This is a genomic window from Sphingosinicella sp., assembly GCF_013911755.1.
In the GTDB taxonomy this organism is placed as follows: Bacteria; Pseudomonadota; Alphaproteobacteria; order Sphingomonadales; family Sphingomonadaceae; genus Sphingosinicella.
Window position 1 is genome coordinate 1 of sequence record NZ_JACESP010000015.1, and the last position, 26,065, is coordinate 26,065.

21 protein-coding genes and 1 tRNA gene are annotated in these 26,065 nt (G+C 64.3%); 8 read left to right on the forward strand and 14 right to left on the reverse strand.

Going from position 1 to position 26,065, the window contains the following annotated elements; translation table 11 throughout:
• The first annotated feature begins 231 nt into the window (after positions 1-231).
• The 3 genes from H2052_RS11330 to H2052_RS11340 all read left to right on the forward strand — a co-directional run bounded on the left by H2052_RS11330 (position 232) and on the right by H2052_RS11340 (position 1,520).
• A complete protein-coding gene (locus H2052_RS11330) occupies positions 232-1,083 on the forward strand; it encodes a type II CAAX endopeptidase family protein (RefSeq protein WP_293781675.1) in 852 nt (283 codons plus the stop codon).
• A gap of 38 nt (positions 1,084-1,121) precedes the next feature.
• The gene (locus tag H2052_RS11335) at positions 1,122-1,400 is read left to right on the forward strand and encodes a BolA family protein (RefSeq protein WP_293781677.1); all 279 of its coding nucleotides are present in this window, start codon (positions 1,122-1,124) and stop codon (positions 1,398-1,400) included.
• Positions 1,401-1,444: 44 nt separating this feature from the next.
• Positions 1,445-1,520, forward strand: a tRNA-Thr gene (locus H2052_RS11340).
• Between the two features lie 143 nt (positions 1,521-1,663).
• Here the strand turns inward: H2052_RS11340 and H2052_RS11345 are convergent.
• The 9 genes from H2052_RS11345 to H2052_RS11385 form a co-directional block, all read right to left on the reverse strand.
• Positions 1,664-2,845 carry a CoA transferase gene (locus tag H2052_RS11345; RefSeq protein ID WP_366484471.1) on the reverse strand — a complete coding sequence of 394 codons (1,182 nt, stop codon included), beginning with the start codon at positions 2,843-2,845 and terminating at the stop codon, positions 1,664-1,666.
• Positions 2,846-2,920: 75 nt separating this feature from the next.
• Entirely contained in the window at positions 2,921-5,455 is a 2,535-nt protein-coding gene (locus H2052_RS11350) for a TonB-dependent receptor (RefSeq protein ID WP_293781681.1), read from the reverse strand.
• A gap of 74 nt (positions 5,456-5,529) precedes the next feature.
• Positions 5,530-6,702 (reverse strand): acyl-CoA dehydrogenase family protein, encoded by a 1,173-nt coding sequence (locus H2052_RS11355; protein ID WP_293781683.1) that lies wholly within the window; start codon positions 6,700-6,702, stop codon positions 5,530-5,532.
• Between the two features lie 11 nt (positions 6,703-6,713).
• Entirely contained in the window at positions 6,714-7,223 is a 510-nt protein-coding gene (locus tag H2052_RS11360) for a MaoC family dehydratase (protein ID WP_293781685.1), read from the reverse strand.
• Positions 7,216-8,031, reverse strand: a complete 816-nt coding sequence (locus tag H2052_RS11365) for a CoA ester lyase (protein ID WP_293781687.1) — start codon at positions 8,029-8,031, stop codon at positions 7,216-7,218. Before H2052_RS11365 ends, H2052_RS11360 begins: the two co-directional genes overlap by 8 nt.
• A 3-nt stretch (positions 8,032-8,034) precedes the next feature.
• On the reverse strand, positions 8,035-8,841 hold the full coding sequence (locus H2052_RS11370) for an alpha/beta hydrolase (protein ID WP_293781689.1): 807 nt from the start codon (positions 8,839-8,841) through the stop codon (positions 8,035-8,037).
• Complete coding sequence (locus H2052_RS11375; RefSeq protein WP_293781691.1) at positions 8,834-9,460, reverse strand: isochorismatase family protein; 627 nt, start codon at positions 9,458-9,460, stop codon at positions 8,834-8,836. Before H2052_RS11375 ends, H2052_RS11370 begins: the two co-directional genes overlap by 8 nt.
• Positions 9,461-9,463: 3 nt before the next feature.
• Positions 9,464-11,389 (reverse strand): hydantoinase B/oxoprolinase family protein, encoded by a 1,926-nt coding sequence (locus tag H2052_RS11380; protein WP_293781693.1) that lies wholly within the window; start codon positions 11,387-11,389, stop codon positions 9,464-9,466.
• Between the two features lie 16 nt (positions 11,390-11,405).
• On the reverse strand, positions 11,406-13,463 hold the full coding sequence (locus H2052_RS11385; protein WP_293781695.1) for a hydantoinase/oxoprolinase family protein: 2,058 nt from the start codon (positions 13,461-13,463) through the stop codon (positions 11,406-11,408).
• 225 nt (positions 13,464-13,688) lie between these two features.
• Between H2052_RS11385 and H2052_RS11390 the strand changes: the two genes are divergently transcribed.
• Complete coding sequence (locus H2052_RS11390; RefSeq protein ID WP_293781697.1) at positions 13,689-14,423, forward strand: GntR family transcriptional regulator; 735 nt, start codon at positions 13,689-13,691, stop codon at positions 14,421-14,423.
• Positions 14,424-14,426: 3 nt separating this feature from the next.
• On the opposite strand, the gene H2052_RS11395 is transcribed toward H2052_RS11390, so the two are convergent.
• The 5 genes from H2052_RS11395 to H2052_RS11415 all read right to left on the reverse strand — a co-directional run bounded on the left by H2052_RS11395 (position 14,427) and on the right by H2052_RS11415 (position 19,961).
• Complete coding sequence (locus H2052_RS11395; RefSeq protein WP_293781699.1) at positions 14,427-15,551, reverse strand: CoA transferase; 1,125 nt, start codon at positions 15,549-15,551, stop codon at positions 14,427-14,429.
• Complete coding sequence (locus H2052_RS11400) at positions 15,541-16,701, reverse strand: CoA transferase (protein ID WP_293781701.1); 1,161 nt, start codon at positions 16,699-16,701, stop codon at positions 15,541-15,543. Before H2052_RS11400 ends, H2052_RS11395 begins: the two co-directional genes overlap by 11 nt.
• Before the next feature lie 69 nt (positions 16,702-16,770).
• Positions 16,771-18,096 (reverse strand): amidase, encoded by a 1,326-nt coding sequence (locus H2052_RS11405; protein ID WP_293781703.1) that lies wholly within the window; start codon positions 18,094-18,096, stop codon positions 16,771-16,773.
• Positions 18,093-19,316 (reverse strand): MFS transporter, encoded by a 1,224-nt coding sequence (locus H2052_RS11410; protein ID WP_293781705.1) that lies wholly within the window; start codon positions 19,314-19,316, stop codon positions 18,093-18,095. The genes H2052_RS11405 and H2052_RS11410 overlap by 4 nt, the downstream gene beginning before the upstream one ends.
• Before the next feature lie 90 nt (positions 19,317-19,406).
• Positions 19,407-19,961: a cupin domain-containing protein gene (locus H2052_RS11415; protein ID WP_293781707.1), complete on the reverse strand. Its 555-nt coding sequence runs from the start codon at positions 19,959-19,961 to the stop codon at positions 19,407-19,409.
• A 143-nt stretch (positions 19,962-20,104) separates the two neighbouring features.
• On the opposite strand from H2052_RS11415, the gene H2052_RS11420 reads away from it, so the two are divergent.
• From H2052_RS11420 to H2052_RS11435, 4 genes are all read left to right on the forward strand, one after another.
• Complete coding sequence (locus H2052_RS11420; RefSeq protein WP_293781709.1) at positions 20,105-21,418, forward strand: aspartate aminotransferase family protein; 1,314 nt, start codon at positions 20,105-20,107, stop codon at positions 21,416-21,418.
• A gap of 137 nt (positions 21,419-21,555) precedes the next feature.
• Positions 21,556-22,740, forward strand: a complete 1,185-nt coding sequence (locus H2052_RS11425) for an HlyD family secretion protein (RefSeq protein WP_293781711.1) — start codon at positions 21,556-21,558, stop codon at positions 22,738-22,740.
• Positions 22,741-22,745: 5 nt separating this feature from the next.
• A complete protein-coding gene (locus H2052_RS11430; RefSeq protein WP_293781713.1) occupies positions 22,746-24,944 on the forward strand; it encodes a glycosyltransferase in 2,199 nt (732 codons plus the stop codon).
• Between the two features lie 106 nt (positions 24,945-25,050).
• The gene (locus H2052_RS11435; RefSeq protein ID WP_293781715.1) at positions 25,051-26,040 is read left to right on the forward strand and encodes a bile acid:sodium symporter family protein; all 990 of its coding nucleotides are present in this window, start codon (positions 25,051-25,053) and stop codon (positions 26,038-26,040) included.
• Positions 26,041-26,065: the final 25 nt, after the last annotated feature.

Here is a 26,065-nt window from a genome sequence, read left to right on the forward strand (position 1 = left end):
GCTGGTCGCAGCCGGGCTCCGCGCACAGAGGCGGTTCCGGCGCGGCGATGCGGCCGTGGAAGCGTTCACGAGGTTTGCGGGGGGCGGTGATCGGGTCGGTCCTGAGTCTGGTTTTTGCCTATATAGGAAGGTGCGGCGGCAATGGCAGCCCCACTCCCGATCAGAGAAAATTCTCCTTTGAGAAAACCACGGCCCGCCATACGTTCTCCCATCGGCTTGGGGGAGCGGCACATGGAACAGCGAAAACGCGTCGGCGATATTCTATTCTTCCTGGCACTGACGCTCAGTATCAGTTGTATCTTTTACGTCCCGCTGGTGACCCTCCAGCCCTCCCCCGCCTTCATGCCCTATGTCACCGGCCTCATGTGGTCCCCCGCGATCGCCGCGCTCCTCACCGTCCGCTTCCGCCGCCTCGATCTCTCGTCGCTCGGCTGGGGATGGGGGGAGCACCGCTGGAACCTCACCGCCTATCTCGTTCCCCTCGGCTACGCGGGCCTTGCCTATGCCGCGGTGTGGATCCTCGGCCTCGGCGGCTTTGCCGACGCGGAGAACATCAAGCAGCTCCGCACCTTCCTCGGCTGGAAGGACGCGCACCCGGCGCTCGTCGTCATCGGCTACGCGCTCCTGATGGCCTCAGCAGGCATGGCGATTTCGCTCGCGACCGCGCTCGGCGAGGAGATCGGCTGGCGCGGCTTCCTTGCGCCCCGCATGGCCGAACTTACCGGGTTCATGCCGAGCGTGCTCATCGTCGGCCTCATCTGGGGCCTGTGGCACATGCCGCTCATCCTGCTCGGCGGCTATAACGCGAAGACCGAATTGTGGGTCACCATCCCCTGCTTCATGATGCTCGTGCTCGGCGTCTCGCTGATCGCGGCCTGGCTGCGACTGAAGTCTGGCAGCCTCTGGCCCGCCGCGATCCTGCACGCCAGCCACAACCTCTTCATCCAGCGCGTGTTTACCCCCCTCACCGGCCCCCGCGGCGAGGTGACGCCTTATGTGATCGACGAGTTCGGCATCGCGGTCCCGGTCGCGATCCTGATCTTCGCGGTCTGGTTCTGGAAACGCCGCGCCGTCGTCGCCTGACCGGCTGACACGCCAGCGCATTGCTGTATAGAGGCGGCATGACCACGATCAGCGCCGAAATCGAACGCCGCCTCGCGGCACTCCAGCCTACCCACCTCGAGGTCCGCAACGACAGCGACCGCCACCGCGGCCACGCCGGTCACGACGGTACCGGCGAGAGCCACTTCACCGTCAGCATCGTCTCGGAAGCCTTCGCAGGCAAAAGCCGCGTGCAGCGCCAACGCGCCGTCTACGCCGCGCTCGGCGATCTCATGGAGCGCATCCACGCCCTCGCCATCGCCGCTGCTGCACCAGGCGAACCCCTCCCGGAACGCTGAAACGCTTGATTTGCAGCCGCGCGCAAAGCAATAGAGCGCGGCGCGCCGGGTTAGCTCAGCTGGTAGAGCAACCGCCTTGTAAGCGGTAGGTCGTCGGTTCGAGTCCGACACCCGGCACCAGAAGCCCTCCCGCGGCGGCCTACATTTTCTCGCAAGCCCCTCTAAAATAGAGTGAAATCGGACATCGGTCATCTACCGGCGTCCATGCTCCACCTATTTCCACGAAGGCCGGATGGACGTCGGCCGCCGAGAACGCCCTTTCTTCAAATAACGCCTTCGTCCTGCAGGCTGTTCATCTGCTGCCGGCTCATCCCCAGAATATCGCCGTAAATCTCCTCGTTGTGCTGGCCAAGCTCCGGCCCCGCCCACGCAACCTCTCCCGGCGTTTCGGAAAGCTTGGGAAAGACGTTCTGCATCCACAGGTTCTGAAAGTGCGGATGCTGCACCTTGATAATGGCTTCGCGCGCCTTGAAATGCGGATCTTCCAGCATATCGGGCGCCTTGTAGATCTTCCCCGCCGGCACGCCGTGCGTCTCCAGGTGCGCCAGAAGATCGGCGCTGGGCCATGATTTCGTCCAGGCGCTGATCATGTCGTCCAGTTCGACCTGATGCTCGCCGCGCGCATGATGCGTGGCGAAGCGCGGGTCGCTTCCAAGCTGCGGATGCCCCATCGCTTCCGCCATGCGTTTCCAGACGCTGTCCTGATTTGCGGCGATCAGAATTTCGCCATCCGACGTGGAGTAAACGTTCGAAGGTGCGACCTTGGGCAGCGTCGCGCCTGTCCGTTCCCGCGTGAAACCGGCTTCGGTATACTCGGGAATCGTCGATTCCATCATGGCCAGCACCGCTTCATAAATCGCGGAATCGACCACCTGTCCGTGCCCCGTGCGATGCCGGTGCTGCAAGGCCATCAGCGCGCCGAGGCAGGCGAATGTGGCAGCCAGCGAGTCTCCTATCGACAGACCCACGCGGCTTGGCGGCGTTGAAGGATCACCCGCGAGGTTTCGGATGCCGCCCATCGCCTCGCCGATCGAGCCATAGCCGGCGCGCCGCGCATAGGGGCCGGTCTGCCCGAAGCCGGTCACGCGGATCATGATCAGCCCCGGATTGATGGCCGACAGCTGATCGTAGCCGAGGTTCCACTTCTCCATTGTGCCGGTACGGAAATTCTCGAGCAGGAAGTCCGACTTCTCCACAAGGCGCCGCACGATATCCTGACCGCGCGGATCGCGAAGGTTGAGCGTAATGCTCTTCTTGTTGCGCGCGACGACGGGCCACCAGACCGGCTTGTTCCGTCCCCACTCGCGCATCGGATCACCCTCGCGCGGCGCCTCGATCTTGATCACCTCGGCACCGTGATCGGCCATCAACTGTCCGCAGAAGGGCCCGGCGATAAGTTGCCCCATCTCGACAAGCCGCAGCCCCTGCAACGCCCCAGACGCCATCATCAACTCCTCTGGAGCTTCCGGATCAGCATCCGCCGATCCGGAAGGCTTCCAATTTTCTTACAGTCGCCAGGATCAGAACTTGTAAGCTAGTTCCACGCCATAGCTGCGACGGATGCCGGCGGTCAGGAAGTCGCCGCCAAATTCCGGTGCGGGAATAACCTCCGCCACGTAATTCTTGTTGAACATGTTTTCGGCAAAGGCGCTCACCGTCCAGCTATCCGATTTCACGCCGACGCGCAGGTTGAAGATACCATAGGGATCACGCTGCGAATTCTTGAAGTTCGCCGCGAGCCCGAAGATGGTGGGCACGGTATTGTCCTGCACGGTGTGGAACCAGGTCTTGCCGGTAATGCGGTAGTCGGCGCGCACCAGCAGCGACAGCGCGTCGCTGAGGGGAGCATCGATCTGGCTTCCGATGTTCAGCGTGTAATCCGCCGTATAGGGAGACTTGTTGCCCTCCGTGTACGGCCGCGCGTCGTTGCGCTTGATCTTGCTGTCGGTCACGTTGAACGAACCGAACAGCGACCAGCCGTCGATCAGGCGGAAGCTTGCCGAACCCTCGGCGCCGTACAGCTCCACCTTGTCGATGTTGGAGACGACACGCAGCAGTCCGAACGGCCCCACGAAGAACTCGAAGAACTGCATGTCCTTCACGGTCGTGTGATAGCCCGCGAAATCAAACGTCAGGCGCCCATCCAGCGCCTTACCCTTGATACCGGCCTCGAACGCACTCGAGCGTTCCTTGCGGTAATCGTCGAAGATCGACAGGCCCGAAGAGATCGCGGCGTTGAAGAAGTTGTCGATAACGGCCTGCGAACCGCCGTTGTTGAAGCCGCCCGACTTGAAGCCGATACCCCAGTTCGCGAACAGCGAAAGGTCGGGGCTGACCTTGTAGCTGAGCGTAACCTTGGGCTGCAGCTGCTTGTAGGTCTGGCTCCGGTCGGCAAGGATGCCGCTCGGGTTGTACGCGGGGTCAAGGCCGGGGTTCAGATAGTAGTTCGCGGGCGTCGTCGCCGTCCCGTTCGGGTTGCCCGTAAGCACGTTGCCCACCCAGCGGGTGAGCCGCCCGGTCGGCACGCTGTTGCTCGTGCTGCGATCCTCGATATCGTAGCGGAGCGCAAGGCCGACCTTGAACGCTTCGCTCACGTCATAATCGACCGAACCGAACGCCGCGTAGACCTTGGTCTTGAAATTGTCGTCGACCAGCGCTTCGGTGGGATTCCTCGGATCGGTCGTGTAACATTCGCGAACCACGCCCTGCCCCGTATCGAGACCAAGATTGATGCAGGTCCGCCGATCGAGCGTGAGGAAATAGCCGCCGAGCTGCCAGCGCAGCGAATCCGTTTCGCCGACCAGACGAAGCTCCGCGCTGAAATCCTCCTGATTGCGGCGCTGGTACTGCGTGCCGTCGCACGATGCCGGCGAATAGGGCTGCGCCCCGACGAACGCGCCTCCCAGATAGGCTTCATCGAACGGCGCCTGATTGACAACCGGCACAGTGCCGGCCGAGGTCGCGGCGCAGGTGGATTCGTTCGCGAAGAAGCCGAAGGCGCCGCTCGTGCCATCGGCATAAAAGTCGTTCTTGATGTTGCTGTACGCGACATAGCCGATCAGATCGACCGCACCCAGCGACTGCGTGAGGCGCGCCGACGCCTCTATGGTCTTCTGCGTGTTCAGAGGATCGATGTTCGGCGTGAAGATGAACTTGTGATCGTTGATGTCGATGTTGAACACCTTGTCGGCGCCTTCCAGCGCCGGAATCTGGAACGCCGCGTTGAACGCGATCGCACCGCTGCGCACCTTGCCATAGCGCGCCTTCAGATCGATTTCCGTGTCGTCGCTAGGCGTGAAGACGAGGCGGCCGTTCACATTCCAGCGCTCGTAATTGTCCATCGAGGCGGCTTTGGTGCTGTTGCCCGGATAGAGCGTCTTGTTGATATCGCTCGGCAGGAAGCTGTTGCGGAAATAGCCGTCCCCCCGCCCGTAGTCGCCGTTGATGACGAAACCCACGGTGTCGCTGAGCGGCCCCGCGATCAGCGCCGCGGCTTCCACCGTATCGTTGTTTCCGTAGCTGACGCGTGCACTGCCTTCCAGTTCCGTGCCCGGCTTCTTGGTGGTGATGATGACGGCACCCGCCGCGGCATTGCGCCCGTAAAGCGCGCCCTGCGGGCCCTTCAGCACTTCGATCTGCTGTACCGAACCCTGATCCTGGTTCAGCGACGACGTATTCGATTTCTGGACACCATCAACGACCAGCGCGACGTTGCTTTCCGCATCGCGCGCGCCATTGATACCGCGAATATTGATCTGCGTATCGGCCGCCTCGACATTGCCGGTGACGATGGTAACACCGGGCGTCAACTGCACGAAATCGGCTGCGACACGAGCGCCCGTGTTCTCAATGGCTTCCGCTGTCAGCACTGAAACCGCCGCAGGAACGTCCTGCAGTTTTTCGTCGAACCGGCGTGCCGTCACCACGATTTCGCCACCGACGGGTTCGGCGGTCTCGCTGGCCTGTTCCTGCGCGTAAGACGGCGCGGGAAGCGAAAGCACGATCGCAAAAGCGGTCGTAAGACACGTTGCAAGTCTAAGTTCGGATTTCGTCATGGTATCCCCCTTGTCCCTTTCCAATGCTGTTGCCCTGAACGCTCGCTTGCGGATTGATCCTGTTCCTGAAATCTCTACGCGGAATGCCGTTTGACCCATTGTTTGGAGATGATGATCCGCTGCATTTCGTTCGTTCCCTCGCCGATGCACATCAGCAGCGAATCCCGGTAATAACGTTCGATCTCGTATTCCTTCGAATAGCCGTAGCCCCCGAAGATCCGCATCGCCTCCTCGGAGTTCCGCACCGCGGCTTCAGAAGCGAAATACTTCGCCATTCCCGCCTCCATGTCGCAGCGCTCGCCGCGGTCGTAGGCTTCGGCGGCGTCCTGGGTGAGCAGCCGCGCAGCTTTCGCGCGCGTCACCATCTCGCCGATCTTCAGCTGGATCGCCTGATGCTCGCAGATCGGTTTTCCCATTGTCTGGCGAACCGTCGCATAATCGGTGGCGAGCCGCAGCGCGCCTTCGGCAAGCCCGACGCCGCGCGAAGCAACATTGATGCGACCAAGCTCAAGCCCGCCCGTTGCCTGAAAGAAGCCGTTGCCCTCCACGCCGCCGATCAGGTTCGCGGCGGGAAGCCGGTAATTGTCGAAAATAAGCTCGGCGCTATCGATGGCGTTATAACCGAGCTTCTTGATCTTCTTGCCGACCTCGAACCCGGCGATTTTCGGCGCGATGAAAAGGCTCATGCCTTTATAGCGCGGCTCCGCTTTCGGGTCGGTCTTCACGAGAAGCGCGAAGCAGCTTCCGTGGATGCCGTTCGATATCCACGTCTTCGTGCCGTTGATCACATAGTCGTCGCCGTCGCGTACCGCGGTCGTACGGATCGCCTGCAGGTCCGTCCCTGCATTGGGCTCGGTGAGCGCGAGGCCCCCGCGTATTTCTCCGCTCGCGAACTTCGGCAGCCATTCTGCCTTCTGCTCCGCCGTCCCGAAACGCTCGACGGCGGCTGCCAGCATCAGGTGCGAATTGAAAATGCCGGTGATCGCCATCCAGTATGACGCGATCTTCGAAACGACCTTCGAGTACGTGGTCGCTGGAAGGCCGAGACCGCCGTAGTCCTGAGAGATGGTGGCACCAAACAGGCCCATTTCCGCCATCTGGGCGACCAGTTCTGCCGGCCACAGATCGTTGTGATCGTGGTGCATCACCACGGGGCGCACCTCTTTGTCGATCCAGCGATCGATCGAATGCAGCAGAACGGCCTCTTCTTCGGGGTCGATCGTGCGGGCGGCGTTTGCGGATGTCATGTGCTTTGCCCTTAATCGTCAGCCGGGCCGAAGCCCTGCTTCCACACGAGGATCGAACGTTCGAACGTGCAGACGATGTCGCCGTGCTGGTTCTTGCCCGTCGTCCTTACGGTGACGATGCCTTGCTGCGGCCGGGAGGCGGACTCGCGCTTGCTCAGCACCTCGCTTTCGCCATAGAGCGTGTCGCCACAGAACAACGGATGTGAGAGGCGGATATCCGTCCAGCCGAGATTGGCCACGGCTTTCTGCGAAACGTCGCTGACGCTCATGCCGACAAGAAGCGCGACCGTGAGCGGCGAACACACGAGCGGCTTTTCGAATTCCGTCTTTTTCGCATATTCGTAATCGAAATGCGCCGGATGCGTGTTCATCGTCAGCAGCGTGAACCACACGTTGTCCGTATCGGTGATCGTCCGACCGGGCCGGTGCTCATAGATGTGCCCAACCTCGAACTCTTCGAAATAACGGCCGAAGGTTTCCCGGAACCGGCCCGGCGCAACCTCGATGACACCCTTACGCATTACGGCTTTCTCCAAATGCGGCGAGACGCTCCAGTCGGCGCATGAATGGCGCCTCCAGCATCCGGCCTTTGAACATGACAGCCTGCCCGCCGGCCTCGGCGAACGCCTGAAGCGCGGCGCGCGCTTCTTCGATGTCGGACGGCTGCGGACGCAGCACGCCCTGAATGATCTCGACTTGCGCCGGATGGATCGCGGCCTTCGCGGAAAAGCCGAGGCTCTTTGCGCGGCGGACCTCTTCGGCAAGTCCTTCCGGATCGGCGATATGGATGAACGGCACATCGATCGCGGGAACGCGGGCCCGCGCGCAGGCGAGGATGAACTGCCCGCGCGCCGCCGCGAGCGGTTCCCATTCCAGCGCGACGCCGAGTTCGGCGGAGAGATCGCCGCCGCCGAACATCATCGCCACCACAGCCTCCGCCGCCGCGATCTCCACTGCCGCAGCGAGTCCTTTCGCGGTTTCGATCAGCGGGATGATTGCGGGCGCGCCGACGGCTTGCAGTGGCGCAAGCTCGCCCGCGCTTTCCACCATCGGGACAAGCAGCAGGGGCAGAGGCCCGGCATCCTTCAGCGCCAGCAGATCGCGCAGCCCCGCCTCCGTGCGCATACCGTTCACGCGCACGGCGATACGCTCGCGTGGCAGGTCGGGGAGCGCCGCGATCACGGTTGCGCGCGTCTCGTCCTTCGCGGCAGGCGGCACGGCATCTTCAAGATCAATGCAAACCAGCTCCGCACCCGTCGCCAGCGCCTTTTCAAAGCGCTCCGGCCGGTTTCCCGGAACGAACAGAAGGCAGGAGGCGGCGCGGTCCATCGATCAATGCTGCGCGAAGAATTCGAACAGGCGCTGCGAGAAGCGGCTGCGCTGGTCCTTGCCGGCAAGCACGTGCGCCGCGCCTTCCATCACGAACCCGTTTGCGTTGGGCAGCGCCTCCTCGATAGGCTTCGTCGTGCGCGGACCCGTTATGGTGTCGAGCGGCGCGTGCATGATGAGTGCGGGGGTCTGCACCTGCTTCAGATCTTCGATCACATCGTAGTCGATGCTCGCATCGATGAAGCGTGCGTGCGTGTCGATCTTGCCCTGCAATTCGCGCCACGGCCCCTGCGGCCCGATGAGGCGACCCGCATTGGCGTTGTAATAGTCCGCGCTGAACGAATAGGCGCACACGAGCCGCTGGAATGTCGCCCAGCCGGCATCGCGGTGAATGTCCAGAAACAGTCGCAACTGATCCGCCAGCAGCGGGTCCATCGTCGCCCACGCGCCGGTGTTCACCAGCGTCCGCGCAAGATCGGGCCGCATGATGGCGATCTGCTGGCAAACGCACGCACCGATGCCGACCATGCCGAGCAGGTGGACGTTTTTCAGCCCCAGCGCATCGAGCACCGCAATCGCGTCCTCGGCATAGACGCGCATGGAGATCGGCGTGTCCAGATTGTCCGTGGACTCCGCAAGCCCGCGATAATCCATCAGGATCACGCTGTAGCGGTCAGTGAGTCCGAACGGCAGACCCGCGCCGTTGCCGTGGCAGAACGTGCCCCAGCCGCCGAGGCAGAGAACCGGATCGCCTTCACCGACGACTTCGTAATGGATCACTGCGCCGTCGGGGCGCTTCAGTTCAGGCATCGTTACGCTTTCCACTGATCGCTTGGATGACCTCTTCGAGGCCCAGAACATCGGCGTAGCGTCGCCCGACGTCGGCAAGGTTCGCCTGATGCGCGCTGATCTCCTGATCGCCGCAGCAGGGTTCCGGCACCATCACCCGGTATCCATATGAGAACGCGTCGACGATCGATGCACGCACGCAGCCGCTCGTCGTGCAACCCGTCACGATCACCGTGTCCACGCCCTGCCGCGTCAGGAAGGTCTGCAGTGGCGTGCCGAAGAAGATCGACGGGGCGCCCTTGATGAAATGAAAGTCGGACGGATCGGCGATGCGCGGATCAAGTTCCATGCCGGCGTCACCGTAGAACATGTCCTTGTAGACGGAGCTGACCTTCCAGTGCGCCATATCGCGCGGGCTGTTCCACCCGACACTGCACGTGGCGACCGGCACATTGTGCGCGCGAGCGACCTTCAGCAGGCGCGCCGTATTCTCCACGGCCTGATCGACATGGCCGGAGCGGCCCATCGGATAGGTGCTATCGGTGAACGCCCGCTGGAAATCGACGACCAGAACGGCCGGCTGTCGGCCGAACCCGATATTGCCCTGGTCGCCGTAGCCGGCTGCGGAAAAGCCGCTCATGTTTCACTCCGCCGCAATAAGGCGTTGCGGCATCGGCACGGGCTCGCCGCGCTTGCTGAACCATGCGGTGGCGATCGGCGAGGCGACGGGATCGACCGGCGGCTGGAGGCCGGTTTCCTCGAAGCAGCTGGCGCGCAGTTCCGCGATCGAAGGACCGAACTCGAACGCATTCACCTGCGGCCGGGTCTTGCGCATCTCCGCGCGAAGTGCCTCTGTTGCTGCATCGTCAACGACGCCGTCATCGGAAATGACCACGCCATAACGCCGCGCGCCTTCCGGGCTGACGAGTCCGGCCTCCACGTCGTAGGCGACGGCCGCGGTATCGCGTTCCAGCGGATCGCCCCAGCCGCCGCCACCCCAGGTGTCGAAGATCAGACGGTCACCGGGCTGCACGAAGATATGATCGATCTTCGACGGCAGGATTTTCTCCTCGCCGTCCGCGCGCACCAGCAACTTGCGGCTGCGCTTGCCCGGCTGTCCGCCCTTCACGCCCCACGGATAGGTGAGCCAGCGGTCGTCGTGGATGGAGATTTCGCCCTCCACGTCGAACACATATTCGGTGCGAACGCCGTTGCCGCCGCGATGCTTGCCGGCGCCGCCGGTGTCTATCAGCGATTCGAAGCGGTCGATGCGGATCGGGAAATAGGCCTCGATATATTCGTTCGGCACGTTGCGGAATTTCGGCCACAGCGAGTGCCCGTCCGGCCCGTCGCCGCCCGGCTTGCCGGGAATGCCGCCGAAGCCGATCTGAAACAGCAGGAACCAGTCATTGCTCTTGTTGAAGCCCGAATACATGAAGTGCGGGCTGTCGGAGAATCCGGCGGCGACAAGGAAATCCGGGTTCGCCGAACCAAAGAGCCCGCTGATGATATCGAAGATGCGCCCGAGCGCGTGCGTACGTCCGTTGAGCGCCGCCGGCGCAATCGGATTGAGCAGGGTGCCCTTCGGGATGCGCACGTCGATGAGATCGATGTAGCCGTCGTTGAGGACGATCTGCGGATCGTACACGTTCACCATGAACTGCCCGCAGAACATCTTGAACATCCGCTCATTGAGCAGGAAGTTGATACAGCCCGCCGATTGCGGATCGGTGCGCGAGAAGTCGAAGATCAGCTTGTCGCCTTCGCGCCACATCTCGCAGCCGAGCTTGTAGGGACCGTGGCCGGTGGCGTCGTCGCAGATCCAGTCTTCGAACACGACCTTTTTCTCGGGCATCGTCGAGACAATGAGCGCGCGCATCGCCTCGCGGTTGCGCTTCAGAAGCTGGTCCTGCGCCGAACACAGGACATCCGGCCCGAAGCGGTCTGCCATCTCGATAAGGCGCGCCGCGCCCGTGCGGCACGCGGAAAGGATCGCGAAGAAATCGGCCTCGTTCCAATCGGGCGTACGCGTGTTGCGCATCGCCATGCGCAGCAGGTCCTTCTGCAATTCGCCCTTGGACACGATCTTGACCGGCGGGATGACGATGCCTTCCTGCAACAGATCGGAAGACGTCACCGGCATCGAGGCCGCCGTCATGCCGGAAATATCCGACATGTGCCCGAACATCGCGGTCCAGCCGAGCAGACGCCCCTCGTAGAACACCGGCATGCAGAACAGCCAGTCGTTCAGATGGCTGATCGCGCCCTGACAGGCGTAGGGATCGTTGGTGAGGAGGACGTCGCCCTCGGAGACCTCCCCGTCATAATTGTCGACGAATCCATCAACGGGCGATCCGAACTGCCCTGCGAGCATCATGCCTTCGCGATTGGTCAGCACCGGGAAGCCGTCGCGCTGCTCGCGAATGATCGGCGAGATCGCGGTGCGGAACAATATCGCGTCCATCTGAACGCGCGCGTTCTGAAGCGCGTTCTCGATGACATCGAGCGTGACCGGATCGACATCGGCCGTCGGCCAGGGCGTAGTGTTGGTTTCGATGATCCTTGCCATCTTGTGCCTCCAGTTCTCAGCGGTCGTCGCGGATGAGCAGATTGCCGACGGCATCGACCGTCGCATGGCTGCCGGGCAGGATGAGCGTGGTGGAATCAAGCTCGGTGACGATGGCCGGTCCGTTCACGCGGTCCCCGGCGAGCAGTTTGCGCCTGTCGTAGATCGTCGCCTCGTGCCAGGCGCCGCTGTCGAAGACGCGCGTGCTGTGAACCGCGGCGCGCGCCGGGTCGCCGTCGCCTTCCGCCAGCGCGTTCTGGCCCACGTCCGCGCCCGGTCCCTGTGCGATGACGCGCAGGTTTACCAGCTCCTTCGCCTTGTCGAGGCTGAAGCTGAACATCTGCTCGTGCAGATGATCGAACCGTTCGGAGGCCTTGGCGAGGCCATGTTCCGCAAACTCGGCAGGCGGCAGCGAAACCGTGATGTCCGCCGATTGGCCCGCATAGCGCAGGTCCACCTGATACACGATCTCCTGTGCGTCCTCGGGGATACCTTCGACATCGAGCGTGGCACGCACGCGCTCCTCAAGCTCGTCGAGAAGCCCCTGCAGCTCGGCCACATCGATCCCGTCGACCGGGCGGATCATGGTGCGCGCAGCCTCGTCGCGCAGGCGTGTCGTCGCGTCGCCCACCGCGCACAGCACGCCGGGACCGCGCGGCACGATGACCGGCCACGCCTGCAACAGCCGGCCGAGCGCGTTCGCATGCAGCGGCCCTGCGCCGCCGAACGCCATCAGCGAAAAATTGCGCGGGTCATACCCCTGCTCGACCGAAACGAGCCGCAGTGCGCCGAACATGTTCTCGTTGACGATGCGGACGATCCCTTCTGCCGCCGTCTCCAGCGTGAGGCCGAGCGCATCGGCGACCTTCTGCACGGCCTGCTGCGCGAGATCGCGGCGGATCGTCATGTCGCCGCCAAGCCGCGCATCCGCCGGCAGATAGCCGAGCACGACGTTGGCATCGGTAACGGTCGGCTCCGTGCCGCCCTTGTCGTAGGCTGCCGGACCCGGGACTGCACCTGCCGACTGGGGACCGACACGGAGCGCCTTGGTAAGCTCCGGCACGGTTGCGATGGAGCCGCCCCCGGCACCCACCGTGCGCACGTCCACCGAAGACGCGCGAACGATCACGTCATGCACCACCGTCTCGCGGCGCACCTGCGCCTCGCCGCCTTCAACAAGGCAGACGTCCGTGGACGTGCCGCCCATGTCGAAGGTGATGATGTTGGGAAAGCCCGCCTGCTTCGCCACCCAGATCGCGCCGGCAACACCGCCCGCGGGGCCGGACATCAGCAGGTTGACCGGGAAGTCGGCTGCAGATGCCGCCGTGGCGAGGCCGCCGTCCGAACGCAGGATCGACAGCTTCACTTCGCCGGTGGTACGCGCTTCGAGATTGGTCTTGAGGTTGGAAACGTAGCGCGACACCACCGGCTTCACGAATGCGTTGGCCACCGTGGTGATGGCGCGCTCATACTCCTGCATCTCCGGCAGCGTGTCGGAAGATACGGAAATCGAGATGTCGGGAAGCTCCTCGCGGACAATCGCCTCCACGCGCTTCTCGTGCGCGGCATTCACATAGGAATTCATCAGCGAGATGGTGATGGAGCCGACGCCGCTGCCCTTGAAGCGCTGCAGATCCGCACGCAGCCGGGCCTCGTCGAGCGGGCGAACGACTTCGCCGCTGGCACTGATCCGCTCGGAGACTTCCAGCGTGTGCTTCAGGGCCGCCATAGGCTTGCCCTTCACGAAGTTGATCCACCCCGAAAGCGCACCGGGTACGAAGCCGCGCGCCAGATGCAGAACCTGCCGGTAGCCTTCGGTGACGATGAGACCGACCGCCGCACCATTGCCGGTCAGCACCGCATTCGTCGCGACCGTGGTGCCGTGCATCACATGCGTGATGTTCGCCATGTCGAGGCTGTTTTCGCGGCACGCCTTCTCGATCCCGGCAATCACCGCTTCCGAAGGATCGGACGGCGTCGACGGCACCTTGGCCGTGTAAGTCCGGCTGGCCCCTTCATCGAGCAAGAAAATATCCGTGAACGTCCCACCGACGTCCACTCCAACCCGAAGCCCCATGCCACTCCCTCCACTCGCGAAAACGGATCTCGTCGTGCCGGCACCCTCCCCAGGGTGCGGCCGCACATGTCGCGCAGCCCGTAAGCTGACAAAGGGTGGCGGGCAGGTCAACGGAAAAGTTCGAACTTTTAATCCGGTTGGTTTGATTTATTGAATTCTTCTGATTTTCGAGCCAAGTACGAACTGCTGACGCGGGCCATGCCTGCGGCGACGAAGGAGAATGGTGTGAGCAAAGGAAGCGCCGGAAGACGCCCAAGACACGAAGGGGTCTATGCCGAGCTGCGCGAGCGCATCGATTCGGGCGAATTCGCCGTCGGCTCGCCCTTCCCCACAGAGGTGCAGTTGTGCACCGAGCTCGGCGCCAGCCGCTACGCCGTGCGCGGCGCACTCCAGCAGCTTGAAGAGGAAGGCCTGCTCAGCCGCCGCCGCGGCGCGGGCACGACCGTGCTGCGCCACACGCCGATCCAGACGTTCCGCCACGCCGTTGGTTCGCGCGCCGATCTTCTGCACTACGCGCATGCAACGCACATGCGTTGGGAAGAGCGGGAACGCCTGAACGCCGACGGACAGCTCGCCCGCCTGCTCGGCTGTGACGAGATGCGCGAATGGCACAGCATTCAGGGCGTGCGCTTCGACGATCACAACATGCCGCTGTGCATCGTGCGTGTGTATGTCGATGTGTCGCGGGCCACGCTGCCCGAAGTCGAGTTCGGCGACGAGCCCGTCTACGAATGGCTGGAACGCGAGCACGGCATCAAGCCATTCGGCCTGTCTCAGGACATCCGCGCCAAGATGCTGACGCCTGCCGAAGCAAACAAACTCGGCGAGCCGATCGGGGTCTCCGCGCTCCAGATCATCCGGCGCTATTTCGATGCCGGCAACGGCATCTACCTGATTTCGGTCAACACCTTCCGTTCACGCGATTTTGTCTACAACATGCGCCTGGAACTGAAGGACTGAGCTTCAGCCCCGCGCCCAGCCCGAGGCGCGAATCGCGGCGCCATCTGCGTCCAGAGTCGGCGCGCGCAAATGCACCTCGCCAGGCTCATCCGCGAACTTGACCGGCGTGCCCACCACGCGCCCCCCGATTCCGTCATCGACGAGCATCTCCCGGGCCGCGGCATGCGGGTGATCGAAGCCTTCCGCCATGTCCAGAACCGGCGCCCAGCTGACCTCTACGGTCGGCAGGAACGCGCACCAGTCATCGAAATCGCGTGTCTTGAAGATCTGCCGAAGCTCGCCGATCAGCTGCTGTTGGACCGGGCCCGGTTCAACCTCCGCAAGCGGGATCAACTCTTCCCGGCCGAGCGCCGTGAGCAGCGACGTTGCGAACTTCATTTCGCGGCCCGTCAGCGCGATGAAGCGGCCGTCGCGCGTCTCGTAGAGATTGTAGAAACCGGAACCGCCGATTGACCGGTGCGTCCGCGTGGTCGGCGGCAGACCGCCGCCCAGCACCGGGCCGGACAGATGCGCCGTCCACGCCATCAGGGCGTCGTACATCGAAGCATCGACGATGTCTCCGCGCCCCGTCGCGTTGCGGCGGTGGAGCGCCATCAGGATCCCGACGAGCCCCGTCAGCGCGCTCCCCATGTCGGCGGACGGCAGTCCCGGCACCACGGGGCGCCCGTCGCCATTGTCGTTGATCGCCAGAAAGCCGGTATAGGCCTGCGCGCCCATGTCGTGGCTCGCCTTGTAGGAGAGCGGACCGGACTGCCCGAACGCGGAGAGCGAACAATAGACGAGGCGCGGGTTCCGCGCGCACAGCGTCTGCGCATCGATGCCCAGCTTCGTGGCCACGCCGGGGCGAAAACCCTCAACGAAGACGTCCGCCTCGTCTGCCAGACGAAGCAGCACAGCCAAATCCTCAGGCTTCTTCAGATCCAGAACGATGCTGCGTTTGCCGCGATGCGCATTCTTGAACCAGATCGAAAGTCCTTCGGCGTCATAAGGCCCGAAGGCGCGGCTCGGCTCGCCGCCCGGCGGTTCGATGCGGATGACGTCCGCCCCATGATCGGCCATGATCTGCGTCATCACCGGCCCCGGCAGAAACATGCTGAGATCGACGACCTTGATACCTTCAAGCTTCACGTTGCGTCCCTTCAAATAGCCCGCGCAGTGCAGGGCCATCCGCGTCCAGCCCGGGTGCGGCCCGCTGCGGAAGACGCGCGCCATCGAAACGCAGCGGGTTTGCAAACATCCTGAGCGTGCGGCCGGCAGGATGCGGCACGTCCTGCACCATGCCGACCTCGGCCACGAACGGATTGTCGATAGCGCCATCCAGCGATTCGACGGGTGCTGCCGGAATCTGGCCTTGCAGGAGCTGCATCCATTCCGCGCGCGTCCGGGTCATGAACACGGCATCCAGCACATCGGTGAGCAGATCACGGTTCTCGCGGCGGCTCGCCAGATCGGCGAAGCGCGGGTCCGTGCCAAGCTCCGGCCGATCGATCAGCCTGACGAGGATTTCCCAGAACTTCTGGTTCATGCAGCAGATGTAAAGCCATCCGTCGGCCGTCTTGTAGAGCTGCACCGGAACGGTCGAAGGATGCGCCGAACGCGGCGTCTGCGGCGTGATGACGCCTTCGTTCAGATACCAAGTGCCCTGATAGGCGAGTTGGTGGAGCGCCGCGTCGAACAGTGAAACGTCCACATCCATGCCGACGCCGCTGCGCTCTGCGCCCCGGATTGCGCTGACGAGGCCGAACGCCATCATCATGCCGGTCATGTAGTCGACCATCGAAAGCCCGACGCGCGTGGGAGGACTGCCGGGGTCGCCGGTCAGCGCCATGAAGCCCGCCTCCGCCTGCATCAGGAAATCGTAGCCCGGCCAGTCGGCGCGCGATCCGGTCCGTCCATAGGCGGAAATATGGCCGCAGACGATGCGCGGATTGACCGCCGAGAGCGCGGCGTAATCCAGCCCCAGCTTCGCGGGCAGACTGCCGCGCAGATTGTTCACGACCGCGTGGGAGTCGGCGACCAGCCGGTGCAGCAGCGCCCGGTCAGTATCGGCTTTGAGATCGAGGATCAGGCTGCGCTTGTTGAGGTTGAAGCACTGGTAATAGAGGCTGTCGGCCTCGCCCAGCGTCAGCGGCCCGGTCTTGCGCGCATAATCGCCGTCCGCACCCTCCACCTTCACCACGTCGGCGCCGAGATCGGCAAGGAACATCGTCGCGTAAGGCGCAGCGCCATACTGTTCGAAACTTATGATTTTCAGGCCGTCGAGTGGCAACGCGGTCATGAGCCCTCCCCTTAAGCTGGCGGAGACTGCCGAAAAGGCTGCGCACAATCAACACAAATGTTCGAACTTTTAAATGCGATTGATCGGACTTCGCGCGCGGTGATGCTCCGTGGCCGTCTCGAAGGCGTGCGCCACGCGGAACAGCAATGCCTCCGCGCGCCATGGCGCCGTGAGCTGCATCCCAATCGGCAGATTCCGCCGATCGAAACCGCACGGCACGCTCAGCGACGGCACCCCGGCTGCGCCAAGGTCATAGGTGTTGCGCGCCACGAGCCGCGTCGTCGCCACCATGTCCGAAGCCTCGGACCAAAGCGGCGCGGTGACGGGCGTCGTCGGCGTGAGCAGCACATCGACCCCGGCGGCAAACGTGTCACGAAGCGTCCGCTGAAACTGCTGCAGAAGCCGGATGCAGTGCGCGTAATCGGCGCCGCTCACCTGATGCCCAAGCTCTATGCGCCGCCGGACCTCCGCGCCGATCCGGTCCGCGTGCTCGGGGTACACATCGCGGCGCGCGTCGGCAACATCGGCGAGCACGAACCGGAATGCGCCGCCGGTGCGCAGCGTCTCGGCCTCGCCCAGCGGCACATCGACGAGCGTGCAGCCAAGCCGTTCCAGCACCGCCGCGGCGTCATCCACGGCCTGCCCCACGCAATCCTGCAAGTCCTCGAAGAAAAACGCGCGCGGCAGCCCGACGCGCAGGCCTTTCACGCCCCCGTCCATTCCTTCCAGCAGCGGCGCCGCGTCCGCGAAGGACAAGGGATCGCGCGCATCATAGCCCGCAATGGCCGCATACAGCCTTGCCGCATCCGCCACGGTGGCCCCAAACGGCCCGACCACATCGCAGATCGTGCTGACATCGAGCACGTCATGGTTCGAAACGCGCCCCAATGTCGGGCGCAGCCCCACGACACCGCACAGTGCGGCAGGCACACGCACGGAGCCGCCAGTATCCGTGCCGATCGCCGCGGGGACGATCCCGGCGCCCACGGCGGCGGCCGATCCGCTGCTCGATCCGCCCGTGATGCGCGCGGTGTCCCACGGATTGCGGCAGTTGCCAAAGGTTGCGTTTTCCCCGGTCGCGCCGAAGCAGAATTCACTGAGGTGCGATTTCCCGATGAGCGTCGCGCCCGTATCCCGCAGGCGGCGCACGACCTCAGCATCCCCGGCCGCCGGCGCCGCATCCCGATAGACCGCGGAGCCATGCGTCGTCAGCTGTCCCCGCCAGTCGATGCAGTCCTTCACCAGAACCGGCACGCCGCCGAGCGGACCCACGCCGGCCTTGGCCTCGCGGTCGAGCCACAGCACGGCATTGATCGAGGCATTGACTCGGTCGGCTGCGTCCAGCGCCCGCGCGATGGCCGCCTCAGCGTGATGTGCCTCGCCCTGCATCTTCATCTTCCACCCTTCAGCTTTGGCCGAACCAACAACGCGAAGCTTCCGCCGATCAGCAACACGACACTCGCAAATGCGAAGGTCCCGCCGTAGCTGCCCACGATTTCATAGAGCAGGGCAAAGCTCGCCGGCCCGACCATGACACCCGCGAAGACATAGACGAGAGAACTGCCCATCACGCTCCCGACATCGGCCGGCGCGGCGTGGCGGAGCACCTCCGCCATCGCGACGCCGTTCCAGCCGTTCAAGCAAAATCCCAGGAAGCTCAGCAACCCGATCTGCACGAACGCCGGAAACGCGGCCATCCAGGGCATGGCCAGCAGTACCGTGCCGCTGCCGAGGCCCACGATCGCCAGCACGCCGAATCCGGAGCCAAGCCGGTCCGCCACCACGCCCCAGCACACCCGGCCCAGCACGCCAAAGGCCTGCACGCCCGCCGCGGCCGATGCGGCCGGGATCAGCTTCCACCCGCAATCCGCCGTCAACATCAACACGGCGAAGGTGGAGAGCGTCAACTGAACCGAGGAGTAGAGAAAACCGATGATGGTCAGCACGCGCAGGTCGCCGCGCCTCCATATCAGTCGCTGCTCTTTCAGCAGGCCGCGCAGCAGCGGCACCGCGTTTTGCGGCGGCGTGTGCGGCACCTCATGGCCCGCCAGAATGACGAGCAGGGCGCTCGGCAATAGCGCCAACAGGACGAACGCCGTCCGCCAGCCAATCACCGAATCCAGCAAGGGTAGCGAAATGCTGACCAGCACCACCCCAAGCGGTGCCGCCGCCTGCTTGATCGAGAACACCACGTTCCGCCGAGCAGGGGGCGTAACGACGCTCAGGATCTGAGACGAGGCCGGATTCTGGAACCCATAGGCAAAGCCGATGAGCAGAGAGGCGATCACGCCGACGGAGATATTGGCCGTTGCCAGCCCGAGCAGACCAAGCGCGAACATACCCAATCCGAATTGTTCAGTGCGCACGGCACCCCAACTGCGGATCAGCGCGCCCGACAGCACGGACCCAAACGCGCCGGCCGTGAAAAGCAAGCTCACCTGATAGCCTACAACGTAGGCCTCAACGCCAAAATCCGCAGCAACGCGCGGTGCGATGGGAGGCAGCACCAGCGCCGTGCTGGTTGCCAACAACTGCACGAGCACCGTGAGAATCAGCGCCTTGCCCAAGCTGTCGGCAACCGAACGCGAATTTTGTTCGAACAACTTTTGGCCCATGCCCCCGCATAAGGCGAGTTTGCCGTAAAGGCCAAGAAGATTTGCCGACCAAGATTCGGAGAAGGCTTCTGGCCCTGAGATACGCTCGGTTCAGAATGTCGGCGGCGTGCACGCGCTGACGACACGCGCGGGTTCGGCGCTCACGCAGCGAAAGCGATGCGGTATCCGGCTCTCGAAGCTGTAGGCGTCGCCCGGGCCGAGGACACGCCGCGCGGTTCCGACCGTCACTTCGATCTGGCCCGAAATGACGATGCCGGCTTCCTCGCCGTCATGGCTCAGCGGGATGCGGCCCGTGTCCGAGCCCGGCTTGTAGCATTCGTCGAGCATCTGCAGCTTGCGCCCCGTCATCGATCGCCCGACCTGGCGGTACGAAACATTCCCCTTGCCGATTTCAATAAGGTCGTCCGCCGCATGGAACGTCGCGTCGTCCCGTTCCCGCTCCAGCGCGAAAAATTCCGACAGGCCGACCGGGATCGCATCGAGAATGCGCTTCAGGGCGCCGAGCGACGGATTGGCGCGGTCCGCCTCGATGAGCGAGATCGTGGAGTTCGTGATCCCCGCGCGCTTCGCGAGGACACGCTGCGAGAGGCCCGCCGCATGGCGCACATGACGCAGTCGCCATCCCACCCCGATATCTTCAGCCACCGCGCGCCTCCATGCGTTCATGTTGTTGAACCACACTCAACACCTTGCCTTCAATGCCCCGAAACGCGTGCCGGGCAAAGCATAAAGAAAACGGCTTGTTTTAACGTGCTCCGAGTGTTCGAGTGCTTGAGAAAGGACAACACATGCCGACCAACACCCCTGCCCTCGATAATTTCTGGATGCCGTTCACCGCGAACCGGCAGTTCAAGGCCGCGCCGCGCCTGCTCGCGGAAGCGGAGGGCATGTATTATCGCAGCGATGATGGCAGGCGTGTTCTGGACGGCACGGCCGGCCTCTGGTGCGTCAATGCCGGTCACGGCCGGCGCGAAATCGCCGAGGCCGTCGGCGAACAGCTGCGCACGCTCGATTATGCGCCGACGTTCCAGATGGGGCACCCCATCGCGTTCCGCTTTGCCGAGCGTCTCGGCGAGATCGCGCCTGCGGGGCTCGATCGCATCTTCTTCACCAATTCCGGTTCCGAAGCGGTCGATACGGCGCTGAAAATCGCCGTCGCCTACCAGCGCGCGATCGGGCAGGGCACGCGCACGCGCTTCATCGGTCGTGAGCGCGGTTACCACGGGGTCGGCTTCGGCGGCATTTCGGTGGGCGGTCTCGTCAACAACCGGCGCGTGTTCCCCACCCTCCCCGGCGCCGATCACCTGCGCCACACGCACGATCCGGCGCGCAACGCCTTTTCGCAGGATTTGCCGGAGCATGGCGCCGAGCTTGCCGACGATCTCGAGCGGCTCGTCGGTCTGCACGGCGCGGAAACGATCGCGGCGGTGATCGTCGAACCGATGGCCGGCTCCACCGGCGTCTTGCTGCCGCCGAAGGGCTATCTGGAGCGGCTTCGCGAGATCGCGACGCGGCACGGCATCCTGCTGATCTTCGACGAGGTGATAACGGGCTTCGGTCGCCTCGGCACACCCTTCGCAACGGAGAGGTTCGGCGTGCGGCCCGACATCGTGACGACCGCCAAAGCCATCACCAATGGCGCCGTGCCGATGGGCGCGGTCTTCTGCGCGCGGGACGTGCACGATGCGCTGATGCAGGGGCCGGAATCCGCTATCGAGCTTTTCCACGGCTACACTTACTCGGGCCATCCGGTCGCCTGCGCGGCGGGCATGGCGACGCTCGACATCTATGCGCGGGAGGGGCTCCTCACCCGCGCGGCAGAGCTCGAAACATACTGGAAAGACGCCGTTTTCAGCCTGCGCGATCTGCCGGCGATCACCGATATTCGTGCCATCGGCCTCGTCGCGGGGATCGAGCTCGCATCGCGCGATGGTGCGCCGGGCAGCCGCGCCTACGACGTTTTCACGGATTGCTTCCAGCGCGGGCTCCTGATCCGTGTGACAGGCGACATCATTGCCTTGTCCCCGCCCCTCATCGTCGAGAAGGGTGAAATCGACACGATGGTCGAGATGCTTCGGGAAACGATCGCGGCAGCCGCGTAAACCGCTCCGCACTCGCGTGAAGTGCGGTGGTTCGAACAGCGCGCGTCTAAATTCTGAACACGGTGGGTTAACCCCGCATTAGCCAGATTTGTTTATCGAGGCGGCACAACCCCTGTTTGGGGCGAGGGCCGCAAAACATGAATATCAACGTCCAGAATTTTGTCCGCGCGCGCAGCACACGCCTCGTGCTTGCCGCGTCGCTTATCGCTCTCGGCGCGATCGGCTTCGCGCCCTATGTTTTCAACGACGTCTCGACGCAGGCGGCGATCAACGCGCCGCTCATTCGCCTGTCGGCGCCGGTTGATGGCACGGTTGCGGACCTGCCTGCCGACGGCCGCTATTTTGCGAAGCCCGCCTCGATCCGGCTGCTCGATCTGTCGCAGGATACCGGAGAGGTGGCGGACCTCGCTGCGGCGGCCGATCTGGCGCAGGCGCAGATCGACCTTGCCGAGCGGCAGCTCGCGGAGCTTCGCAGGGAAGAGCAGCGGCTGGAAAAGCGCGCGGAGGCATTCAATTCCGCCACGAGCGCGCGCCTCGGCGAGGACCGCGGCGCAGCGCTTGCCGATCTCAAGGGATGCCAGGCCGAACGCGTGCAGCAGGCGGCCACGCTCGCGCGCGTGCGCAAGCTCGCGGGCGAAGGCTTCATGTCCCCCGCCGCCGTCGAGAAGGCCGAAGCTGCGGCAACGCGCACAAGCAGCGAATGCAACAGCGCGGCCGCGAAGCTGCGTTCGATCGAGGTGACAGAACAGGCAGCGCGTGCCGGCGTCTTCATCGGCGACAGCTACAACGACGCGCCGTATGCCACGCAGCAGGCGGATCGGCTGATGCTGCAGCGCCAGATCATCGAAAAGACGCTGGGCGATGCCACGGCGCAGCTCACGCAGGCGAAGTTGCGCCTGAAAGACGCGCTTGGGCGCGCAAGCTACCGCGCGCCGGCCGGAACGCTCATCTGGGCGGCAACCGCAAGCTCCGGCGCTGCCGTGCGCGCCGGTGAGCCCATCCTCGATCTCGTCGATTGCCGGCGCCGTTTCGTGCAGGTCGCGCTGCCGGAACGCAAGGCCGAGGCCATCGTGCCCGGCGGCCCCGCCGACGTGCGCCTGATCGGCTCCGACCGTTGGATGAAGGGCCGCATCTCCAGCATCTCCGGCGCTGCGAGCCGCCGCGAGGAGCGGCTGCTGGCCGCGTCCACCTATACGAAACCCGGCGCCCGCGAGATCCTTGTGGATGTCGCGCTCGCCGCCACCGCCCCGGATACGGTCGATCCCAGCCGCAGGTGCGATGTCGGGCGGCTGGCCGAAGTGCGGTTCAGCCGAACCATCTGACCGTCTTGAACACGCTGCCGCTGATCGAAACGCTGGCGCCCCTCGCCGTTGTGCTTGGGGCGCTGATCCTGTTCGGCGGTGTCCGCTACAGCCGGGCCGGCATCATCGCGACTGTCGGCACCACGATCCTCTACTATCTCCATTGGCGGATCACGCGGACGATTCCGTGGTCGGGCGGTCCGGGCGACCTGTGGTGGCCGCTCCTTTGCCTCACCGTGGAGCTCGCGGCCCTGTTTGACGCCGCGATCCTGCTGGCGATTCTCTCCCGCCCTACCGACCGATCCGCCGAAGCCGACGCAGGCGAAGCCCTGCTCCGCGCACGATGGACCGAGAGTCCCACGAAACTGCCCGCCGTCGACGTGTTCATCGCGACCTACGACGAGCCTCGTGACGTTCTGGAAAAAACCATCCTCGGGTGCCTCGCGCTCAACTGGCCCGACGCGCGGATCTGGGTGCTCGATGATGGGCGCAGGCAGTGGGTCCATGACCTCTGCGTCGCCAAGGGCGCCGGGTACATCAACCGTCCCGACAACAAGGGCGCCAAGGCCGGAAACATCAACCACGCCCTCACGCTCACGACCGCGCCTTATGTGGCTGTGTTCGATGCCGATTTCGTGCCGAGGCGCGATTTCCTGCTGCGCACGATGGGCTTTTTCGAAGACGAGAAGATCGGGATCGTCCAGATTCCGCACAGCTTCTACAACCACGATCCGATGCAGACGAACCTCGGCCTGCAGCAGGCCATGCCGGACGATCAGCGCTTCTTCTTCGAAGCGATCATGCCCGGCCGCGACGGCTGGGATGCCTCGTTCTGCTGCGGCTCGAATTCGGTCACGCGGCGCAAATTGTTCGAGGATATCGGCGGCGGCCTCCCTGAAGGTTCGATCACCGAAGACATGCTGCTGACGCTGGCGAGCCTGCGCCAGGGCTATGTGACGCGCTATCTCAACGAGCCGCTGGCGTACGGCCTCGCGGCGGAAAGCACGGCGGCGTTCTTCGTGCAGCGGCAGCGCTGGGCGCAGGGCGCGATCCAGATTCTCTATCTGAAGGAAGGCCCGCTCGGCCCCGGCCTCAAACTGCGGCACCGTTTCATGTTCCTGCCTTCGGCGTGGGTCACGCAGGGCCTGCAGTCAGCCTTCGCGATCCTGATGCCGATCATGTTCATGCTCTTCAACCTGTCGCCGATGATCGACGTCGACCTGCCCAGTCTCACGCGTTATCTGCTGCCGCTGGTGCTGGCGCTGCTTGTCGGCATTACGCTGCTCGCGCCGGGCCGGTATTACCCGCTCGCGGCGCAGGTTCTCGCGGTGTTCCAGATGTTCCGCATTCTTCCCGTCGTCCTGAAGACCCTGATCAAGCCGCGCGGCCACGTCTTCAAGGTCACGCCCAAGGGGTCTGCGGCGGGCGGCGGCAACTGGGAAACACGGGTCCTTTTTTCCTGTCTCTTCCTGATCGCCGCGAGCGTGGCGGGCATGGTCGCGAACATGGGCGCGGATTATCGCATCGTCGTACAGGACGAACTGCTGCCGATGGTGAGCTTCTGGCTACTGCTCAACATGCTCGTGATGATTCTCGTCGCGATGATGTGCCTCGAAAAGCCGCGCATTCGCGGAGAGGAACGCTTCGAGATTCAGCAGCCGCTATCGCTGCTCAGCGATGCCGGACACATGATCACCTCCGGCAAGGGCGATATCTCCCTGTCCGGCCTCGGCATGGAGGTCGACGAACCGGCTGATCTTGCGATCGGTGAGCGCGTGCAGGTGGTTCTCCCCGAAGTCGGCATCGTTCGCGGTTTCGTCCGCCGCACCGGCCGTCGCATCGGCGTCGCGTTCGATTTCCATTCCGAAGAGGCGCGAGACCGCCTGATCGTCTGGCTGTTCACGAACCGGATCCAGGTCAACACGCAGCGGCCGTCCGCGCTTGCGGTCGCGGGTGCGGTGATCCGTCGGCTGTGGGCTGCCGATCTCACGGTGCAGGCCCTGCCCGCAACCGCGCCCGAACCCGAAGCGCCGCAGATCAAGCTCTCCGCGGCGACGCGTCTCGTTCAGCCCGCCGCCGTCCGCAAGCTCGCGGCGGCAAACTTCGATACCGGCATCGCGATCGCCTCCGGTTCAGCCGAAAACGAACCGCAGGAGGAAACCGGCGCACTGCATCCCGCGCCCCTGCCCTTGCCCGCGCCGAGACACGCCGGCCTTGCCGGGTAAACATCCGGGCGTTGCCGATTACGGAGGCTCACCGGCGCGCATATTGTGAAATGCACGGCCCCTGACATAAAACGCCTGCGCTAACGCCGCCGGATCGGGAGTCGCCATGCTGGTCAAGTTGCGCCCGGACGGGTTCACGCTCGCGCTTTTCGCCGTCGTCGCCGTTGCAAGCGTGCTGCCGTGCCGGGGCGATGCCGCAGACGCCTTCGCGATCGCCACGCGGCTCGCCATCATGCTGCTGTTCTTCATGCACGGCGCCAAGCTCTCGCGCGAAGCGATCGTGCGCGGTGCGGGTGCGGTGAAGCTGCACCTGTCGGCGCTCGGCGTCACCTACATCGTGTTCCCGCTGATCGCGCTCGGGATCGCGCTGGCGCCGGACCGCTTTGTGTCCGCCGACATCAAGGCCGGACTCATGTTCCTCGCCGTGCTGCCCTCCACCGTCCAGTCGTCGATCGCCTTCACGTCGATCGGGCACGGCAATGTCGCCGCGGCCGTTTGCAGCGCATCGCTTTCCAACATCATCGGCGTGTTCCTCACGCCCCTGCTCGCCGGCCTCCTGATCCATGCGCAGGGCGCCGGCGGCGAGATCGACACGATCGCGGCGATCCGCTCGGTGGTTCTGACACTGCTGATACCCTTCATCGTCGGGCACCTGTCGCGGCCCCTCACCGGCCGCTTCGTCGATCGCCACAAGGCCTTCCTCGGCAAGCTCGACCGCGGCTCGATCCTGCTCGTCGTCTATACGGCGTTCAGCGCGGCGGTTGTCGATGGCCTGTGGTCACGCGTTTCGGGTGTCGACCTCGCGACCATCGCCGGGCTTTCCGTGCTGCTGCTCGCCGCCGTACTGCTGGTTTCCCTAACGCTGTCGCGCGTCTTCGGCATGTCGCGCGCGGATGAGGTGGCGCTGGTGTTCTGCGGCTCCACGAAGAGCCTGGCGAGCGGCGTGCCGATCGCGGCGGCGCTGTTCGCGGCGCCGCTCGTCGGGATGCTGATCCTGCCGCTGATGATCTATCACCAGATCCAGCTTATCGTCTGCGCCGTCATCGCGCGCGTCTACGCCGATCACCCCGAGCCGGCCGCCAGCGCGGCGGAATGACCCCCTCGTTCACCGCAAGGGACGC

Coding starts and splice junctions, on each gene's coding strand:
- H2052_RS11365 (WP_293781687.1), bottom strand. CDS start 8,031: ATGGACCGCGCCGCCTCCTGCCTTCTGTTCGTTCCGGGAAACCGGCCG.
- H2052_RS11435 (WP_293781715.1), top strand. CDS start 25,051: ATGCTGGTCAAGTTGCGCCCGGACGGGTTCACGCTCGCGCTTTTCGCC.
- H2052_RS11375 (WP_293781691.1), bottom strand. CDS start 9,460: ATGAGCGGCTTTTCCGCAGCCGGCTACGGCGACCAGGGCAATATCGGG.
- H2052_RS11380 (WP_293781693.1), bottom strand. CDS start 11,389: ATGGCAAGGATCATCGAAACCAACACTACGCCCTGGCCGACGGCCGAT.
- H2052_RS11400 (WP_293781701.1), bottom strand. CDS start 16,701: ATGACCGCGTTGCCACTCGACGGCCTGAAAATCATAAGTTTCGAACAG.
- H2052_RS11355 (WP_293781683.1), bottom strand. CDS start 6,702: ATGACATCCGCAAACGCCGCCCGCACGATCGACCCCGAAGAAGAGGCC.
- H2052_RS11425 (WP_293781711.1), top strand. CDS start 21,556: ATGAATATCAACGTCCAGAATTTTGTCCGCGCGCGCAGCACACGCCTC.
- H2052_RS11370 (WP_293781689.1), bottom strand. CDS start 8,841: ATGCCTGAACTGAAGCGCCCCGACGGCGCAGTGATCCATTACGAAGTC.
- H2052_RS11345 (WP_366484471.1), bottom strand. CDS start 2,845: ATGGCGTCTGGGGCGTTGCAGGGGCTGCGGCTTGTCGAGATGGGGCAA.
- H2052_RS11420 (WP_293781709.1), top strand. CDS start 20,105: ATGCCGACCAACACCCCTGCCCTCGATAATTTCTGGATGCCGTTCACC.
- H2052_RS11330 (WP_293781675.1), top strand. CDS start 232: ATGGAACAGCGAAAACGCGTCGGCGATATTCTATTCTTCCTGGCACTG.
- H2052_RS11335 (WP_293781677.1), top strand. CDS start 1,122: ATGACCACGATCAGCGCCGAAATCGAACGCCGCCTCGCGGCACTCCAG.
- H2052_RS11410 (WP_293781705.1), bottom strand. CDS start 19,316: ATGGGCCAAAAGTTGTTCGAACAAAATTCGCGTTCGGTTGCCGACAGC.
- H2052_RS11385 (WP_293781695.1), bottom strand. CDS start 13,463: ATGGGGCTTCGGGTTGGAGTGGACGTCGGTGGGACGTTCACGGATATT.
- H2052_RS11405 (WP_293781703.1), bottom strand. CDS start 18,096: ATGAAGATGCAGGGCGAGGCACATCACGCTGAGGCGGCCATCGCGCGG.
- H2052_RS11360 (WP_293781685.1), bottom strand. CDS start 7,223: ATGCGTAAGGGTGTCATCGAGGTTGCGCCGGGCCGGTTCCGGGAAACC.
- H2052_RS11350 (WP_293781681.1), bottom strand. CDS start 5,455: ATGACGAAATCCGAACTTAGACTTGCAACGTGTCTTACGACCGCTTTT.